Here is a 16,689-nt window from a genome sequence, read left to right as displayed (position 1 = left end):
AATTATAAATTCACTCTCTTATCATTTATCAGAAAACCATTTAAATCAATTTCCAGATCTTTGGTTAACGCAATGACTTTGAATAGCTCTCCCATTTCACTCGGTTGAGTTAACTGTTTAATGGCCTGTTTTGCTGCAAACAGTTCCTGTTCATCATCAAGAGTATGGATTAAGCTTAGCAAACCGTTCGCCAGCAAAAAAGAGGCTTGATTAGTATACCCTGCAATATGAAATCCCGCCTGGTGCCCTGCCTCAGCAACATGAGTAAAATCAACATGTGCGGTGATATCTTGTTCTCCCGGGTTAAGTAAAGGATTGGGATGAGAATAATGTTGATAATGACACATTAACGTGCCTTGATTACGATCAGGATGATAGTATTCATGGCGAGGGAAGCCATAATCAATAATAAACAAAGCCCCTTTTTTCAACATATGACTGCAATTTAACAGCCAATCATCAAGAAACAAATTAGCCTCGGTAAGGTAAGGGTAATCCAGTGGTGGTAAACGATTTTTGATATAGGCCAATAGTCGTTGATTTTGTACTGGTTTGAAGATTTCTGTTAATTGATCATGTTCATCCAGAGTGACATAGCTTTCCAGGATTTCTGTTTCAGATTGCATAAAGCGATAAACTGGCATGGCATCCAGTACTTCATTCGCTATTATCACTCCATTAAAAGGAGCCTCTGGCCATTTGTCCAGCCAGTGAATCAAACCGGCCAATTGCGGGATTTTTTGTTGAATCAATTCTTGCTGACGATGGCGTAAGTTAGCACTTACTTCCAGGATGAAATACGATTCAGGCAAGCATTGTAATTGTTCCAAATGAGTTAATGTATCAATACAGAGCTTTCCAGTTCCGGCCCCAAACTCGAATAGTACGGGGGAGTCCAGCAAGGGAAGAATTTGTTGGAATTGGTTGGCTAAAGTTTTGCCATACAAGGAGGTTAATTCAGGAGCAGTGATAAAATCACCGTGTTTTCCTAGTTTTTGCAGTCCTGAAGTATAATAGCCTTCATAGGGGGCATAGAGTGCTTGCTGCATAAAGTCTATAAAAGGGATTTCTTTTTGCAGCTTTAACTGGTTTATTAGAGTTTGTTTTAAATTCATAATCACTTAAACTATCGTTAGATTTCTTTTAAACTCGCTGTGAACAAGAGGGTGCGAGGAGAAACAAAGAAAATACTGAAGTGTACACAATAATACTTGAGGATTCGAGCATCCTGGCTGATTACTTTTTGCAGTGAGGTTGCGAAAGGAGTCTGTTACCATATGGGGAACGTACCTTGAATCAGACAAACACGCAAGAAGCCAAGGTTGCTTTAGTGACTGGAGGCGCTAAACGTATCGGCGCAGCAATTGTTAAAAAATTACATCTCTCTGGATATCAGGTAGCCATCCATTGTCGTTCTGCTTTGCATGAAGCCGATATTCTGGCCAAAGATTTGAATCGGTTGCGTACGAATAGCGCCATTGTCATGCAAAAAGAATTAACTGAGCCTGATGCAGCAGAAGAGATCATATCCAAAGTGAAACATTGGGCCGGTCGTTTGGATTTGCTAGTGAATAATGCTTCTGCTTTTAAACGAACGGATTGCCATTTATTGAATGAGGCAGACTGGCAATATCTGTTTGCAGTGAATGTCCAGGCTCCCTTTCTACTGAGTATGGCAGCTTGTCCTTTACTGGCTCCATGCAAGGGTTCCATTATTAACATAACTGATATTCATGCAGATAAGCCACTTAAAGGATATTCGGTATATTGTCAAACTAAAGCCGCATTGGAGATGCAAACGAGGTCGCTTGCTCGTGAGCTAGCACCAGAAATAAGAGTCAATGCCGTTGCGCCTGGCGCCATTGCCTGGCCTGAGAATGACAATAGTTTAACTGCGGAAGCACAACAAAAAATTATCGAGAAAACACCGTTAAAAAGCCATGGCAAACCCGATTTTATTGCTCAGGCTGTTCTTGCTCTGGCTGAAAATTCATTTATCACTGGTCAAACATTGAAAGTAGATGGAGGTAGAAGTTTGACAAGCTAAAATTTTTCGTAAATCCTGAATCATTGGATCTACTGCATTTTAGGTTATTAACTGTTCTTTGTGATTTGTTTTAACCCACTTTACTGCTTATAATATAACCAAATTGGCGTCTATTTGGAGATATTATGAGCGAACAATATTGGCGTTTCAAATTGATGACTGAGGGTGGATGTAATCAAAATGAAGCAACCAGACTTATAACCGTTTTAAAACGTAAGTTGAAGCCATTCCCTGAGGAGTCAATCAATAAATTATTCGAAAACGATAATTTTTGTAATCGACTTTCCTCTTACATGGCATATGGATTTGGGGCAGCAGAAGAATGGATAAAAAAGCAACAAATATTAAGTAATATCCAACCGTTAACTTCTGAACAAAGAGTTGATATCACACCAGAGAAGGATACGGTTAGTGATAATAAGCCGAATATCTTTGGCGCTGCAATTACATTTGGAAAATCACCTGTAGTGAAGCTTCTTAAGCAAAATGCCAGAGAAATATGCGAATCAATTTTAATGGATGAACCAAATCTAAAACAGGTCGAATACATCTTCAGGTTATTGGCACTTCAAGTCCAAGAGACTTATTCAGGTGAGCAAGCTGAAAAGTTATACGAATGTATTCGGGATAAAAAGCCAATACCCTCAAAATTTGAGGAAATATTGCTCCCAATAGTGAATCGTATTAAAGAGAACCATACAGAAATCCTTAATGAATCTAAAAGGAATCACTTGGGAGTAACTATTCAGTTAAACGATCCCTATAGTTTTTCAACAAAAAATTCTTTTTGTATTTGGTTTAGTAATAATCCTAACAGTGCCATGCCAAAAAAAATTAAGGATATTTTGGAAGAAAGAGCCAAACAAAATGCACCAGGAGTAACAAAATTAGTTTATAGCCGAGCTTGTTTGACCAAGAAAGAAAATACTAATTTTGTTCAGTGGGCAAAAGAGAATGGTATTACATTATTAGATTTTGATGAGTTAAAATGTCAGGGCGAGGATTTAGAATTATGGAATTTGGCACAGGCCGAGTTAAAGGCGATGCGTGAAGGTAAAGGAGGGAATCCTGCTGCTGCCTCTGATCTGGTGCGATGGATATCAGGTGTCATAGGAGATGTTCCCATAGCCTACGTTGATGCCGATATGCCAATGCTTACTGGTAATAAAAGCATTAAGTCTGAAGAGGTTTATGCGGGACATCCTGTGCTATTAAATATGGGATCTGCATTGGTTAAAGATGGGGTTAATTTGCCCATGGAAAATGTTGCATTTAATACGGATATTATCAATTTCACTGGTGAATGTAAGGATAGAAGCATTGCCATTAAACGGATTGCTCAATCGCTGATTGGCAACTACCTCCATGTTACAGAGCGGATTTCTAAGAGTGGTAATCCAGAACTCAAGAGACTTGGCCTGATGCCAGGCTACCATCAGCTTTTGAAAGATTGTGAAGAAAACAACAACAAGTTGTCTCTACCGATGTTACGAAAAGCATTGACACAGGCTCACAGTAATTTGAGTTCTTATGTAAGATTTATTGGCGTACAGCGATTTGCTGAAATGGTTGGTGCGCCAGAGGATGCCCCATTATTCCAGGAAGCATTACAACAAGGTAATACCATTGTCTTAACAAATGCATTAGTGGCTTATTTAGTTCATGGTATGGATAACGTATCAAGATTAAACTCATCTGAAAAAGAGAATTTAATTAAGAAATATTTGGGCACTCAGCTTTCTTTATTATACAAACCCTTGGTGATGGAGTTCTCTGGGCCCTGTGCAGTAACTCGTGAAATACTACCGCTATTACCTACTGGTGAACCAACACGTTATATTGAAAACCTCAAACAGCCTGATGCACAAATTTTACGTGTATTGCAAACGCATGCCTGTGTGGCTGGGAAGACTAATTTTACTTCCGATAATATTCCAAATTGGATAACTTCCTCAGAAGAAGTTGAGCGTACACAATCCCTGCGAACGGATGGCTTGAGTTGGATGCCTAGTGAGCAAGCACGATTATCAAAATAAGTTTAATTGAATAAGTATAACTTCTATTAAAAAACTCATAATCCTTGGATTAGATAGTCTTGTAATCCAAGGAAGTTCTCCTCATAACCCTTTAATCTTCAGCGTGAGCTGAACTAAACAGCGGAATGTAATGGTTATCAAATTATAGAAATAATATACAAATCCTGACCTTATATCATGAGGCGGCAACTAATATGGGGGAAACTCGGTGAGTTGCCTCAGCTAAAAAATCCTTGATTTCCATTAATGAACCTAATTGATAGAACTGTTGCAGTTGTTGTTCGTTCAGTTGCTTTTTGAAGTAATAGCGAACCAGGGACTTGCTTTGCAGTACCGCTTTATACTCGTTTTCAAGGCATGACAATCCTTCGAGGTGGAGCATAAACAGTTTTAATTTCTCATCAAAAGCGACATCATTTGTTTCCAGATTCAATAAATCCCGATATAGCCAGGGTTTGCCCGTACCTGCTCGAGAAATCATAAAACCATCGCACGCGCTGATTTCCAGGGCCTTTCTTAAACTGAATATATTGTTAATATCACCATTTACAATGACTGGTATATTGACAGCATTCTTGATATTTGCAATTTGCTGCCAATTGCATGGGATATCATAATCTTCTGTCCATCGCCTGCCATGCACTATCAGGGCATGAGCACCAGCGTCCTCTATTTGTTTGGCTAAGGTTAAATCCTTTTCATTGTTTTGAATGCGTATTTTAATAGTCAGCGGAATGCTGATCGCTGCGCGTACCCTAGAGATAATGGCAATCAATTTTTGTGGATCTTCCAATAAAGCGCTACCAGCCCCTTTTTTACGAATTTTGCTTTTAGGGCAGCCGCAATTAATATCAATTAGATCCGCACCCAGTGATTGCAGTTTAGCTGCTGCTTCTGCAAGGACATGTGGCTCATTTCCGGAGATTTGGTAAGCCAGGAATTTTTCTGTGGGAGCTCTGTAAATATACCGGGATTGAGAGGAATGTTTATGAAGAATGTCGATGGCAGAACACATTTCAGAAACGCAATAAGCAGGCGGTGTATAAATATTGAATAGATCTCTGAAAGGGGCGCAACTGTATCCTGCCAAAGGTCCTTGAATCAGTCGATGAGGGAGTTTTAAAGAGCCGATTTGCAGAGGACTGTTAATAAAAGTGTGCATCAATGGAATTAAAGGCTATAATCGCTTTTTATTTTAACATGATTCATCATGAAGAACCAGAAAAAAGGGAGAGGCTTCCATATGGACAGGAGGTATTTGTCACCTTTGGAGCTGCTAGGCATTGCTACGCAACACGCCTATACAGCAGATTATATGTTGCAGCAAATTGCCAATGGAATGTATCGAGGTGGGGAAACCATCGCAGTTTTTTCTCCAATCACTTCACTCATGTACGTTGCTTTTCAGCTAACCTTCAAAGCTTATTGTTTGCATGATCATAGACCAATAAAGGAATATAAAAATCTGATGGAATTGGTTGAGTTGAATAGTCATCTTGGTTTATCCAGCAATGATATTTTTCTTTTAAAAACTTTATCAAGACAGCAAGTGTTTAATAAAGGAGTAGATTACGACCTTTGGGAAAATCAGCAACAATTGCATGTTTTTTGTGAGGAAATTATTTCATTGTATGAGAGAGTGCAGTCGATGATGCCTCTGGAGTTGCAAAGTGACTATCAGGAGTAACCGGCTGAATTAGCGCCCTGTTAAGTGTCTTTGCTTAAGTTTCCTTATGTTGTGCATAGCCCAAGATGCATTAATCAGATATCAAAATGATTTATTTTTATCCAAAATAGACTCATTCTACTTGGCATCCCAATGGATTCAAGTTAGGATATTATTTTTTTAAAAGGGTAATTGTTATGGAGCAACTAGACGATAAAGTCGCAGATAATGTGCAACAAAAAATACTACAGTTAAGTCGTCATCTTAATTCGCGTATTTTGGGTCAAAAGGATTTGATCTCTCGTCTGTTGATCGCTTTGCTTGCAGATGGCCATTTGTTGGTTGAAGGAGCTCCGGGTTTAGCAAAAACCAGAGCCGTTAAAGAATTGTCAGACGTAGTTGAAGGTGATTTTCATCGGATTCAATTCACCCCCGATCTGCTACCTGGGGACTTAACTGGTACGGACGTCTACCATCCGCAAAATGGTTCTTTTGTCTTTCAGCCCGGCCCTATATTTCATCATCTTATCCTGGCTGATGAGATCAACCGCGCCCCTGCCAAAGTACAGTCAGCCCTGCTTGAAGCGATGGCAGAAAGGCAAGTCACTATTGGAGGAAAAACTTATCCTCTGCCAGAATTGTTTCTGGTCATGGCAACTCAAAATCCTATAGAACAAGAAGGAACTTATCCTTTACCAGAAGCCCAATTGGACAGATTTTTAATGTATGTGAAAATTAGTTACCCTGATGCAAAAGTAGAACATGACATTTTAACTTTGGCACGTAAAGAAGCACTGGGTAATGCAACAGAAAATCAAATCAAAGTGACGAAATTGTCCCAAAAAACTTTATTTGAAGCTCGAAAACAAGTATTGAAAGTACATACCAGTGAAGCACTTGAAAATTATCTGGTTCAGTTGGTAGTTGCTACCCGTAATCCCGGAGTATACAGTGACGAATTGGGACGCTGGTTGCGTTTTGGGGCAAGCCCACGCGCTACTATCGCACTGGACCGTTGTTCCAAGGCTCATGCCTGGCTTGCAGGTAGAGATTATGTGACTCCCGATGATATACACGTTATCGCTCATGATGTACTGCGCCACAGGATTTTGTTAAGTTTTGAAGCAGAAGCAGAAGGCATTAGCAGCGATGACTTTATAGACTCTTTATTACGTTTAGTCGCCATCCCTTAGAGGTTTTTTATGACTGACGGAGTTGTAGCTGAATTAAGCGAATTAATCGATTTAAGACGGTATGTTCATTCCGTTCATTATAAGCCGCAAGGAAGAGCGTTGCGTTCTGGAAACCATATTTCCAAGTTTCGTGGACGGGGAATGGATTTTGCGGAAGTAAGGAATTATCAGGCTGGTGATGAAATTCGTCATATGGAATGGCGCGTTACTGCGCGTACTGGAAGGCCTCATGTCAAAATTTATCAGGAGGAGCGGGAAAGGCCAGTGGTTCTGCTTGTAGATTTTAACCCTTCCATGATTTTCGGTACCAAGATAGCATTTAAGTCAGTGGTAGCTGCACGATTGGCTTCTCTTTTAGCATGGACAGTGATAAAACAAGGAGATCGGGTAGGAGGATTCTTTTTTTCAGCTACAGAACACAGTGAGTTTATTCCGCGAGGACGAGATTCGGGCGTACTCCCTTTATTGGCTTCTTTAAGTCGATATACCACTCAAACAGAGGTTCAGCGAGAAGAAAAGCCACGTATGTTAAGTGATGCCTTAATGAGGCTGCGTCGGGTTATTCGGCCTGGAAGTATACTTGTTTTGATAAGCGATTTTTATTCTATGGATGTTGAGTGTGAGAAGCATTTAAATCGTTTACGAGGCCATAATGACATACTGGCCTATCATGTTTGTGACAGAATTGAACTGGCTCCTCCAAAACCGCAACAATATGCCATTAGCGATGGTAAACAGGAAATCATATTAGACACTGGCCTGGAAACTGTTAGCACAGCTTATCAGCTCTATTGCCAGCAGAGAATTGAGCAGTTAAATGATCAATTTAAGCGGTTGCAAATTCAGTATGTCCAGGTGACTGCTGATACCAATCTCACTCCACTGGTGCGCTTGACCTTTCCCCGGAGGTCTCGTGGCTAAAACAGAACCATTAGCTCAATTACGAGACATTCATTTGCCTGAGCCTGTTGGCTGGTGGCCTCTTGCGCCAGGGTGGTATGGCTTAATGGTTCTTATCGTTGTTTTAGTGGCAGGGGTTGCCTATTTCATTTATAAAAGGCATGTTAACGCATTACCCAAGAAACAAGCCTTAACTTTATTAAAAATCCACAAAGAACAGTATGAAAAAGATAAAAACACTCAATTGGCCAGTGCCCATATTTCTGAATTGCTAAAGCGAGTTGCCTTGGTTTATTATCCAAGAGCAGAAGTCGCTAGTATGCATGGTGAAGCTTGGGTTGAATTTTTAAATCAGACTGGCAAGGGGATTGATTTTACTCCGGTTAAATCGATGTTATTGGATTCACCCTATAAAACATCAGATGCACTGAATTTAAATCCTTTATTTACTCGTGCAGAAAAATGGATCAAGCAAAGGGGGAAGCCGTGTTCGAATTAGCTACCCCATGGGCTTTGTCACTTATTCCTGTCCCTTTGTTTCTCTGGTATTTGTTACCGCGGGCAAAAGTAAAATTACCTGCTGCATTGAAGGTTCCTTTTTTTGAGGCAATGGCAGGTATTGTTGAACAAGAGAACCGGCTAATCTCGGCTAAAACGCTGCTATTAATTCCTGTTTTAGTTTGGGTATTGCTGGTTATCGCCCTTTCTGGTCCGCGATGGGTTGGTGAGCCAAAGCCTGTAGCAAGGGAAGGATATAATATCATGATGGTATTGGATCTTTCAGGCAGCATGGAAATTACGGATATGCTACTGCATGGCCGACCAGTCAGTCGTTTGCTTGTCGTGAAAAGGGCTGCAGAGCAATTTGTTGAGGACAGAGTCGGAGATAGAATCGGTTTGATTCTGTTTGGTACTCGAGCTTATTTGCAAACACCATTAACCTATGACAGACATAGCGTACTAATGAGGATAGACGACGCAACAGCTGGTCTTGCAGGTAAAACTACTTCGATTGGTGATGCAGTAGGTTTAGCCGTCAAAAGGTTACAAGATGTTCCTTCCAAAGGAAGAGTTATTATTTTGCTGACGGACGGAGCAAACAACTCAGGTGTATTAGCCCCCTTAAAAGCAGCAGAGTTAGCCAAGCAAGATGGAATCAAAATCTATACTATAGGCTTAGGTTCGGAGGCAGATCCAAGAGCGTTAACTGGTGATTTTTTTGCCCCCACCCTTTCCGCCGAACTGGATGAAAAGACATTGGAAAAAATGGCAAAAATGACAGGTGGTCGTTATTTCAGGGCGACAGATCCTGAGTCTTTACAATCCATATACCAAACCATCAATCAACTGGAAACCGTGAAGCAAGAACAGGCAACTGTTCGGCCTCAAAAGGAATATTATCCCTGGTTCGTTGCCTTTGCTTTGTTATTATGCTTTTATTGGTTGATTAGCAAGGCGGATTTATTTGTGTACTTAAGGTCTTTTTTAAAAGTAGAGCGGAGCTTAAGTCATGATAGCTGAGTTTCATTTTTTAAGGCCATGGTGTTTGTTGATGATAGTGCCTTTGTTTGCGTTGGTGGTAATTTATTGGCGGCAAAAACCAAAATTACATGCCTGGGAGGCGGTATGTGATCCCCATCTTCTGGAACATTTATTACACAGTAAAGGTCAGAGTAAACGTGCCTTATCTTTATCATTCCTGTTTTTTAGTATTTTATTTATGATTTTGAGTGTGTCTGGTCCAACTTGGTACAAATTGCCTCAATCTACTTATAAGCCAATTCAGCCAAGGGTTTTGTTATTGGATATGTCAGATAAAATGATGCTTGGGGATTTATCGCCAAATCGTCTTAGTCGGGCTAAATTCAAATTGCATGATTTATTTACCCGCAAGGATATAGGGCAGTTTGGTTTGATTGTTTTCACAGGCGAACCTTTTGTTGTATCTCCTTTAACAGACGATGGTCAAACTATCTCTTCCTTATTGTCAGCCTTGACCCCTGATATCATGCCCGTTGCAGGATATAATTTAGACAGTGCCTTGGATGAAGCAAGCCAATTAATTAAGCAAGCGGGTTATGACCATGGCGAAATTTTAGTTTTAACCGCTGAAACACCGTCCTCTAGCGCTATTGAAAAAGCTAAAAAGCTGGCAGAATCAGGTATTTTTTCTTCAATTATGCCAATCAGAGCTGATGAAAATTTGAACCCCTTGTTTCAGCGCTTCGCCAATGCGGGAGATGGATACTTGTTGGTATACTCACCAGATTCAAGTGATTTGGAAAAGTGGTTGAACGCCTCTCAAGGCAAAGAAAAATTTGCTCTTGAAAAAAATGAAGATATCCCATTATGGCGTGATGAAGGCCGCTGGTTCTTGATTCCCGCATTGCTTTTATTATTACCCGTATTTCAGCGAGGTTGGATGCAAAGGGTGACGATATGATGTGGCGGGTTTTAACTATTGTGGCAGCTGCACTAATATCCAATCAACTTAAGGCATTTAGTTGGTCTGATTTATGGTTTACTCCCAATCAACAAGCTCAACATTTGATGGAAAAGGGACAATTTGCAAAAGCTAAAGATCTTTTTGAGCGCAATGACTGGGCTGCAAGCGCAGCATACAGAGCAGGAGATTATGAACAGGCAGCCAAATTATTCAATGAGTTAAAAACGGAACAAGGCTACTATAATCAGGGAAATGCTCTAGCACACTTAGGGAAATATGAGGAAGCAATACGAGCATATGACAAAGCCTTGGCATTTAATCCAAATAATCAGGATGCTTTATATAATCGAAAATTAATCAGTGAATTGTTGAAGAAAGATAAAGAAAAGAAAAAAAGCCAGAATCAGCAGGATAAGGATCAACAGAACCAGGATCAACAAAATCAGGACAAGCAAAACAAAGATCAACAGAACCAGGATCAGCAAAATCAGGACAAGCAAAACAAAGATCAACGGAACCAGGATCAGCAAAATCAGGACAAGCAAAACAAAGATCAACAGAACCAGGACAAGCAAAATCAGGACAAGCAGAACAAAAATCAGCAGAACCAGGATCAACAAAATCAGGACAAGCAAAACAAAGATCAACAGAACCAGGATCAGCAAAATCAGGACAAGCAAAACAAAGATCAGCAGAACCAGGATCAGCAAAATCAGGACAAGCAAAATAAGGCACAACAGAATAAAGTTCAAAATAAAAAAAATGACAAGCAAGAGGGAGAAATTCAGTCCGAAGCGAATCAGGAGAAACAACTTGCTAAAGAACAATGGTTGCGATTAATACCTGATGATCCGGGTGGATTAATGAGAGAAAAATTTTTACGTGATCATTTACGTAGAGAGCGTGGGTGGTATCAATGAAGAAATTAATGTTATGGGGTTTATTGAGTTTATTTTCATCATTATCTTTTGCAGAAATCAAAGTTGAACTTGAGCCTTCGCAAGTCACAATGGGAGAAACCTTTAAATTATCCATTACTCAAGAAGATCAACAGGGGGGCGGAGTTCCCGATCTGACTGAATTGCAAAAGGATTTTGTGATTTTGGGTACAGAAAGGCATGTAAACTATTCCATTATTAATGGGCAGGCGCAATCACAAAGTCAATGGATTGTACTCTTGAGAGCGCTAAAGCCAGGTATTTTTACTATTCCTCCAATAAAAGTAGGTCTTGAACAAAGTCTGCCAATCACTATCAATGTCCAGGGTAGTGCCAATACACAAGCTTTGCCAGATGAGGCTATACAAAAGCAGGACGTTTTCCTGACAGCTGAAGTGAATGAGAAAAACCCCTATGTTAACCAACAAATTATTTATACGGTCAAATTATACAATAGCAAACGATTGTTAGATGCCGATTATCAAGGTCCAAAAGTTGATGATGCCTTGCTGATTCCGTTAGGGGATGCGAAACGTTACCATGCTGTTCATAACAACATTAATTATGTTGTTGAAGAGCAAACTTATGCGATATATCCGCAAAAAAGTGGCACTTTGAAAATCATATCACCGATTTTTAATGCTCTTGTATATGACTATAACCCCCAACGCACCAAAGCGACGGATAAAGCGATTAACTTAACTATCAAGCCAATCCCTAAAAAGTATCAAGGCAAATTATGGTTGCCAGCAAAACAGGTTAAGTTATCCGAGCAATATGAAAACAGTAATCAGACTCTCAGTCAGGGAAGTACGTTAACACGTACAGTGACATTGGAAGGAATAGGCATTCCAGCTCAGTTATTGCCAACACTTACCTTTCAAGAAACAGATTTCTTTAGCGTTTATCCAGAGAAAGGGGCGGAACGCAATCAGGTTAAGCAAGGTGAGCTAATTGGCAGTGTCGAAATCAAGGTCACTTATTTGTTCAACAAAGCAGGCAAAACGACAATACCCGAATTGCGTCTTACCTGGTTTAATACTGAAACAGGTAAAGAAGAAATCGCTGTTTTACCTCCAAGGAGCATAGATATCATCCCTTCTACTGCGGTCAAGGCAAATACTGCAAACACTCAAGTCACAGGTAAAGAAATGTCTGCCAGCAGTCAATTAGCGCCTGATTCTGCATCAGTTGCCAATGAATCAGGAGGTTGGGCTGTGAAGTTGGCAATATTTTTTGGTTTGGCCTGGTTAATCACTTTAAGCTTATGGATATGGCAAAAGCGACCGAGAGAGTCATCCAGTAAAAAGGAGTATAAAAAAGCTTTGGATGCTTTAAATAAAGCTTGTAGTCAATGTAATCCCAAAAAAGCTCGTGATGCTGTTTTAAAATGGGCCTCTTTGCAATGGCCTGATGCTCCAATGCTTAATTTAACTGACTTGGCGCAATTGGTAAGAGACGCGCATTTAAGGAAACAATTGCATCTGCTTTCGCAAGTCTTGTACCGAAGTCAGGAAAAAACATTATGGCGCGGGGATGAATTATTGCGGGCTGTGCAAGCGGTAAAACGTAACGAATCTGTGAAAAAGCGAAAAAACAGTAATTTACCTCCTATTAATCCATTTTAGAAATTAAATCTGTTTAAGCGGTGGTTTTTGCCAGTTATTCCTTTACTGTCAATATGGACAACTTATTTATCCTCTTTTTTCTGTAATCACGGGACTACTGCCAGATTGTATGCCGTCATAATTTGGCTAAGCTGGCTCAGGCGACTATGATAACAACAGCTATAATGTTATAGATAACCTTGTAAAGAGTAATGTTCTCTCTTTATAAAGCTCTCTGGCTATTGTAGGAATTGAGTATGCATGTTAATGAGTATATCCACTATGATGTGCAGGAGCTTGCTGAACTGATCAAAAACCATCAGGTTGGTGCTGAGGAAGTTTTGCGGTGTGCGCAAGAACGCCTATATCAAGTGAATCCTTCATTAAATGCCGTAGTTACAGATTGTTTTGAATATGCGCATCAATGCCTTGCTAAAATGAAAGGTAACGAGCCCTATTATGGTGTTCCGTTATTAGTCAAGGATCTGGGCCATGCCATAGAGGGCATTCGACTAACGGAAGGGTCAAGGTTTTTTTCAAATAATCTGGCTGAGACAAACAGTGATTTGATTAATAAATTGATTGCTCTTGGTTTTGTACCATTTGCAAAAACAAATACTTCAGAATTAGGCCTTTCCTGCGTTACTGACTCTAATTTATTTGGGCCTTGCAGAAATCCTTTTGATACTATGAGAACGGCAGGCGGATCTTCTGGTGGTTCTGCTGCTGCCATAATGGCAGGGATAGCGCCTGTGGCTACGGCAAGCGATGGAGGCGGGTCGATTCGTATTCCAGCGGCTTGTTGTGGTTTGTTTGGATTCAAACCGACACCAGGTCTGGTTCCCTCAGGGCCATTGGTTGATGAAGCATGGTCCGGGATGGCTACCAGTTTTATACTAACTCGTTCCATGAGTGATGCTATTGCATTGTTTAAAAATGTAATAAACCCCATGCGACTTAACAGACTATCGAGAAAGAAAAAAAAATTACTTATTACCGAGTTGACAGGCGCTTTTGCAGAGGTACCAATTGCAAGGGAATGCCAGGAGGCGGTAGAGAAAATAAAAGAAATCCTGAAAAATTCAGGTCACAGATTAAATGAAGTGCACTTGCCATTGGATCTGCAAGTTATCAGTTCATGCGCCCATACTTTAATTGCAGCGAGCACGTATGCGAAAATAAAAACTCAAGAACAAATCAGTGGCAGAAAACCAATGATTCATGAATTGGAACCCATAACATGGGAATTTTATTACAGAGGAAAAATGGTCTCCGCTTATGAATTCATTATTGCCAAAAACAAACTATATCAATCACTAAGACCTCTGCATCAATTATTGGAAAAAACAGACATTGTATTAACTCCTGCATTGGCTCAATTACCCCTGTTAATCGGTCATTTGCGCACTGATGAGGAATTCAATAAGTATCTACAAAAAAAGAAAGAGTTTTCACCTTTTACTTCCCTGTTTAATCAAGGTGGCTTACCCGCTATGACTGTACCAGTTATGTTCCACCATCATTTGCCTGTCTCTGTGCAAATGGGTTCAGCAAAAGGCAATGATTTGCTCTTATTGGAGTTGGCTCATGAATTACAGTCTGTGCTGCCAAAAAATATCACGCCTGCATCAATTCCTTGATGCTGATTTTTTGTAAGTTTTCATTTATCGAACCTTGTGTTAAGTTAACTGTAGCTTTTCATAAAATTAATAATAAGTGATTGTTTTTTTATAGCTATAGTCACTTGAATTTTAAATAATCGATTCTCTACGTACTGCTGCTTAACGCGGTTTTTAAAAATCAAGTCACTATATATTTTTTCAACTTCAGGGCATTTTGCGTAGGCAGTAAATAGTTCCAGTTTGAGTAGTTGTATTTAATAAAGGTAAGTTGTAAATGGATTTCACCAAAGAGGATTTCAATGAAGACCTTACCATCCAAAGTCATTTTTATAGGGGCAGGCCCGAGCGGCTTATTCGCTGCACGCCAATTAAAGGAAATAGCAAAATTACAAAATAAGACAGTAGAATGTATATTCCTTGAACGTGAACCCGTAGTGGGCGGCAAATGCCACACCTACTCGGATGCAGCTCATCCTGAGTTAAAAACGGAATGGGGAGCCGCATTGGTTGCTCCCAACTATGGTGTTGTTCTTGATGCATTAGCTGAGCACGGCATTGAATTTGAAAAGGTAATGCCAACAGCTTCTGAAACGATAGAAATCAAGCAATTATTTGAAAAAGCCAGTTCGTTAGAAAAAATAAGCATGGAAATGAAGTTGCTTAGAGAATTATGGGCTTTTAATAGTGATTATGATGTTTATAAAAAGGCAAAACAAAATAAAAAAGCACTTCCAGATCAATTGTTAAACCCCTTTTCTGAATATTGTAAGCTGAACAACATGTCTTATTTACCTGTCCTTTTAAAGCCATTTGTGCCTGGATTTGGTTACGGGGATTTAAACTTTTGTCCGGCTTATTGTGTTCTTGAGTATATGGGCAAGGTCACCATGCCGGACATCCTCTTAGCCGATCAATTAATTGGCAGGCCCTCACTATTAGCAATACATGGCGGTTTTCAGCTTTTAATGGAGAGAATCGCGGAACAATTTGATGTGCGTACCAGTGCTTCTGTTTCCAGGATTAAGAGAGAAAAAAATAAGGTGACTGTGACTTATGTGCATAATGGTATCGAGCAAACAGAAACAGCCGATACTTTGGTTTTGGCGACTTCACCAAAAAACTGGAAATCTCTGGGTTTAGACTTAACTGAAGTTGAAAACAATTGTATAGAGAGTCTGGATTATTATCGCTATCCTGTTGCTGTTTATAAAATCAAAGGATTGCCGCCGCAACAGTATTTTTTCACAAAAGCACTTGAGGAAAGGGGCTTTGGGCATTTGGCGCTTATTACAACCAGGGATAACAGGAGTAATCCGGAAGATGGACGGTTATGCACGGTTTATGTGAATTTATCTCCCAATAATAATGAATTTAAATTTGATCATGAAGCGCTAAGAAAAGAATTAGAGTCTATCCCGGATGTAACTGAAGTTACGGTTGTAAAGGATAAAATCTGGGAAGATTATATGTCGACTCTTCCCTGGGATTTGCGATTGCAATTGGATAAAGAGCAACAGCGCACGAATACTATGTATTTGGGCTCTTATGCTCTGGGAAGTTTTGAAGACGTAGCCTGTGTGGCAAATAAGGCAACCGATGCCATGACGGAATGGTATGCTCCCACTGTGAGGTATGAAGAGGATTTCAGCTGGAAAAATATGAATAGGGCCTGGCAGTTTTTTACATCGCCAACGAAACCGCCACTCGCTTCGTTGGGTGAGCCCAGGGTGTCGGATGAGCACAGTAACAGGCCATAGACGGTAAGATAAAAGTGGTACATTTATCGAAGATATTGTACATAATGCTCGCTATTTGTAGAATAGTATATTATAATATAATTACTTGTTCTACGAGCATTATTGGTTAAAATCTTGTTTTTCGACAAACTCCTTCCTTATATTTCCCTTGGTCGTGAATTTCTCATCGATGATTACATTGTATTTTTTCTCTTATCGCTCATTACAAGTGTTTGTTTAATTTTATTTGGAACTTTGAAATGTCTGTGAAAGAAACTGGCCACGTTAAGTGGTTTAATGATGATAAAGGTTATGGCTTCATTAGTCGTGATAATGGTCAAGACGATGTATTTGTACACTTCCGCTCTATCGTTAGCAACGCTGGGCGCAAAACTTTGCTAGAGGGACAACGAGTGGAGTTCCTTGTTACTAAGGGAGCGAAAGGTTTGCAAGCAGAAGAAGTAACTGCTATATAATCCCGTATTCACTGAATTACCT

15 protein-coding genes are annotated in these 16,689 nt (G+C 39.9%); 13 read left to right on the top strand and 2 right to left on the bottom strand.

The window, feature by feature from the left end; translation table 11 throughout:
• Positions 1-2: 2 nt before the first annotated feature.
• The gene (locus LPG_RS14445; RefSeq protein ID WP_015443911.1) at positions 3-1,115 is read right to left on the bottom strand and encodes a class I SAM-dependent methyltransferase; all 1,113 of its coding nucleotides are present in this window, start codon (positions 1,113-1,115) and stop codon (positions 3-5) included.
• 176 nt (positions 1,116-1,291) lie between these two features.
• Between LPG_RS14445 and LPG_RS14440 the strand changes: the two genes are divergently transcribed.
• Positions 1,292-2,047, top strand: coding sequence for a pteridine reductase (locus tag LPG_RS14440; RefSeq protein ID WP_015443912.1), 756 nt, complete (start codon positions 1,292-1,294; stop codon positions 2,045-2,047).
• Between the two features lie 125 nt (positions 2,048-2,172).
• The gene (gene lgt2, locus LPG_RS14435) at positions 2,173-4,083 is read left to right on the top strand and encodes a Dot/Icm type IV secretion system effector glucosyltransferase Lgt2/LegC8 (RefSeq protein WP_010948548.1); all 1,911 of its coding nucleotides are present in this window, start codon (positions 2,173-2,175) and stop codon (positions 4,081-4,083) included.
• 175 nt (positions 4,084-4,258) lie between these two features.
• Here the strand turns inward: lgt2 and LPG_RS14430 are convergent, their stop codons facing one another.
• Entirely contained in the window at positions 4,259-5,245 is a 987-nt protein-coding gene (locus LPG_RS14430; RefSeq protein ID WP_015443913.1) for a tRNA dihydrouridine synthase, read from the bottom strand.
• Between the two features lie 81 nt (positions 5,246-5,326).
• On the opposite strand from LPG_RS14430, the gene LPG_RS14425 reads away from it, so the two are divergent.
• The 11 genes from LPG_RS14425 (at position 5,327) to LPG_RS14375 (ending at position 16,667) form a co-directional block, all read left to right on the top strand.
• Positions 5,327-5,770 carry a hypothetical protein gene (locus LPG_RS14425; protein WP_011216694.1) on the top strand — a complete coding sequence of 148 codons (444 nt, stop codon included), beginning with the start codon at positions 5,327-5,329 and terminating at the stop codon, positions 5,768-5,770.
• Positions 5,771-5,946: 176 nt separating this feature from the next.
• On the top strand, positions 5,947-6,942 hold the full coding sequence (locus LPG_RS14420; protein WP_010948545.1) for an AAA family ATPase: 996 nt from the start codon (positions 5,947-5,949) through the stop codon (positions 6,940-6,942).
• 9 nt (positions 6,943-6,951) lie between these two features.
• Positions 6,952-7,863: a DUF58 domain-containing protein gene (locus LPG_RS14415; RefSeq protein ID WP_010948544.1), complete on the top strand. Its 912-nt coding sequence runs from the start codon at positions 6,952-6,954 to the stop codon at positions 7,861-7,863.
• Positions 7,856-8,341, top strand: coding sequence for a DUF4381 domain-containing protein (locus LPG_RS14410; RefSeq protein ID WP_015443914.1), 486 nt, complete (start codon positions 7,856-7,858; stop codon positions 8,339-8,341). The genes LPG_RS14415 and LPG_RS14410 overlap by 8 nt, the downstream gene beginning before the upstream one ends.
• On the top strand, positions 8,329-9,363 hold the full coding sequence (locus tag LPG_RS14405) for a vWA domain-containing protein (protein WP_016357043.1): 1,035 nt from the start codon (positions 8,329-8,331) through the stop codon (positions 9,361-9,363). The genes LPG_RS14410 and LPG_RS14405 overlap by 13 nt, the downstream gene beginning before the upstream one ends.
• Complete coding sequence (locus LPG_RS14400; RefSeq protein ID WP_010948542.1) at positions 9,353-10,285, top strand: VWA domain-containing protein; 933 nt, start codon at positions 9,353-9,355, stop codon at positions 10,283-10,285. Before LPG_RS14405 ends, LPG_RS14400 begins: the two co-directional genes overlap by 11 nt.
• Positions 10,282-11,208 carry a tetratricopeptide repeat protein gene (locus LPG_RS14395; RefSeq protein WP_010948541.1) on the top strand — a complete coding sequence of 309 codons (927 nt, stop codon included), beginning with the start codon at positions 10,282-10,284 and terminating at the stop codon, positions 11,206-11,208. Before LPG_RS14400 ends, LPG_RS14395 begins: the two co-directional genes overlap by 4 nt.
• Complete coding sequence (locus LPG_RS14390; RefSeq protein ID WP_015443916.1) at positions 11,205-12,854, top strand: BatD family protein; 1,650 nt, start codon at positions 11,205-11,207, stop codon at positions 12,852-12,854. The genes LPG_RS14395 and LPG_RS14390 overlap by 4 nt, the downstream gene beginning before the upstream one ends.
• 236 nt (positions 12,855-13,090) lie before the next feature.
• A complete protein-coding gene (locus tag LPG_RS14385; protein ID WP_015443917.1) occupies positions 13,091-14,473 on the top strand; it encodes an amidase in 1,383 nt (460 codons plus the stop codon).
• A 281-nt stretch (positions 14,474-14,754) separates the two neighbouring features.
• Entirely contained in the window at positions 14,755-16,212 is a 1,458-nt protein-coding gene (locus LPG_RS14380; protein ID WP_015443919.1) for an FAD-dependent oxidoreductase, read from the top strand.
• A gap of 239 nt (positions 16,213-16,451) precedes the next feature.
• Complete coding sequence (locus LPG_RS14375) at positions 16,452-16,667, top strand: cold-shock protein (RefSeq protein WP_010948537.1); 216 nt, start codon at positions 16,452-16,454, stop codon at positions 16,665-16,667.
• The last annotated feature ends 22 nt before the right edge of the window (positions 16,668-16,689 follow it).

The organism is Legionella pneumophila subsp. pneumophila str. Philadelphia 1 (genome assembly GCF_000008485.1).
Classification (GTDB): Bacteria; Pseudomonadota; Gammaproteobacteria; order Legionellales; family Legionellaceae; genus Legionella; species Legionella pneumophila.
Note: the sequence above shows the minus strand (reverse complement) of the source record. Positions and strands in the feature narration are given on the sequence as shown.

Bases quoted from the DNA above. Each gene is read 5' to 3' on its own strand.
- LPG_RS14445 (WP_015443911.1), bottom strand. From the start codon at position 1,115: ATGAATTTAAAACAAACTCTAATAAACCAGTTAAAGCTGCAAAAAGAA.
- LPG_RS14395 (WP_010948541.1), top strand. From the start codon at position 10,282: ATGATGTGGCGGGTTTTAACTATTGTGGCAGCTGCACTAATATCCAAT.
- LPG_RS14425 (WP_011216694.1), top strand. From the start codon at position 5,327: ATGGACAGGAGGTATTTGTCACCTTTGGAGCTGCTAGGCATTGCTACG.
- LPG_RS14390 (WP_015443916.1), top strand. From the start codon at position 11,205: ATGAAGAAATTAATGTTATGGGGTTTATTGAGTTTATTTTCATCATTA.
- lgt2 (WP_010948548.1), top strand. From the start codon at position 2,173: ATGAGCGAACAATATTGGCGTTTCAAATTGATGACTGAGGGTGGATGT.
- LPG_RS14430 (WP_015443913.1), bottom strand. From the start codon at position 5,245: ATGCACACTTTTATTAACAGTCCTCTGCAAATCGGCTCTTTAAAACTC.
- LPG_RS14385 (WP_015443917.1), top strand. From the start codon at position 13,091: ATGCATGTTAATGAGTATATCCACTATGATGTGCAGGAGCTTGCTGAA.
- LPG_RS14420 (WP_010948545.1), top strand. From the start codon at position 5,947: ATGGAGCAACTAGACGATAAAGTCGCAGATAATGTGCAACAAAAAATA.
- LPG_RS14400 (WP_010948542.1), top strand. From the start codon at position 9,353: ATGATAGCTGAGTTTCATTTTTTAAGGCCATGGTGTTTGTTGATGATA.
- LPG_RS14375 (WP_010948537.1), top strand. From the start codon at position 16,452: ATGTCTGTGAAAGAAACTGGCCACGTTAAGTGGTTTAATGATGATAAA.
- LPG_RS14415 (WP_010948544.1), top strand. From the start codon at position 6,952: ATGACTGACGGAGTTGTAGCTGAATTAAGCGAATTAATCGATTTAAGA.
- LPG_RS14380 (WP_015443919.1), top strand. From the start codon at position 14,755: ATGAAGACCTTACCATCCAAAGTCATTTTTATAGGGGCAGGCCCGAGC.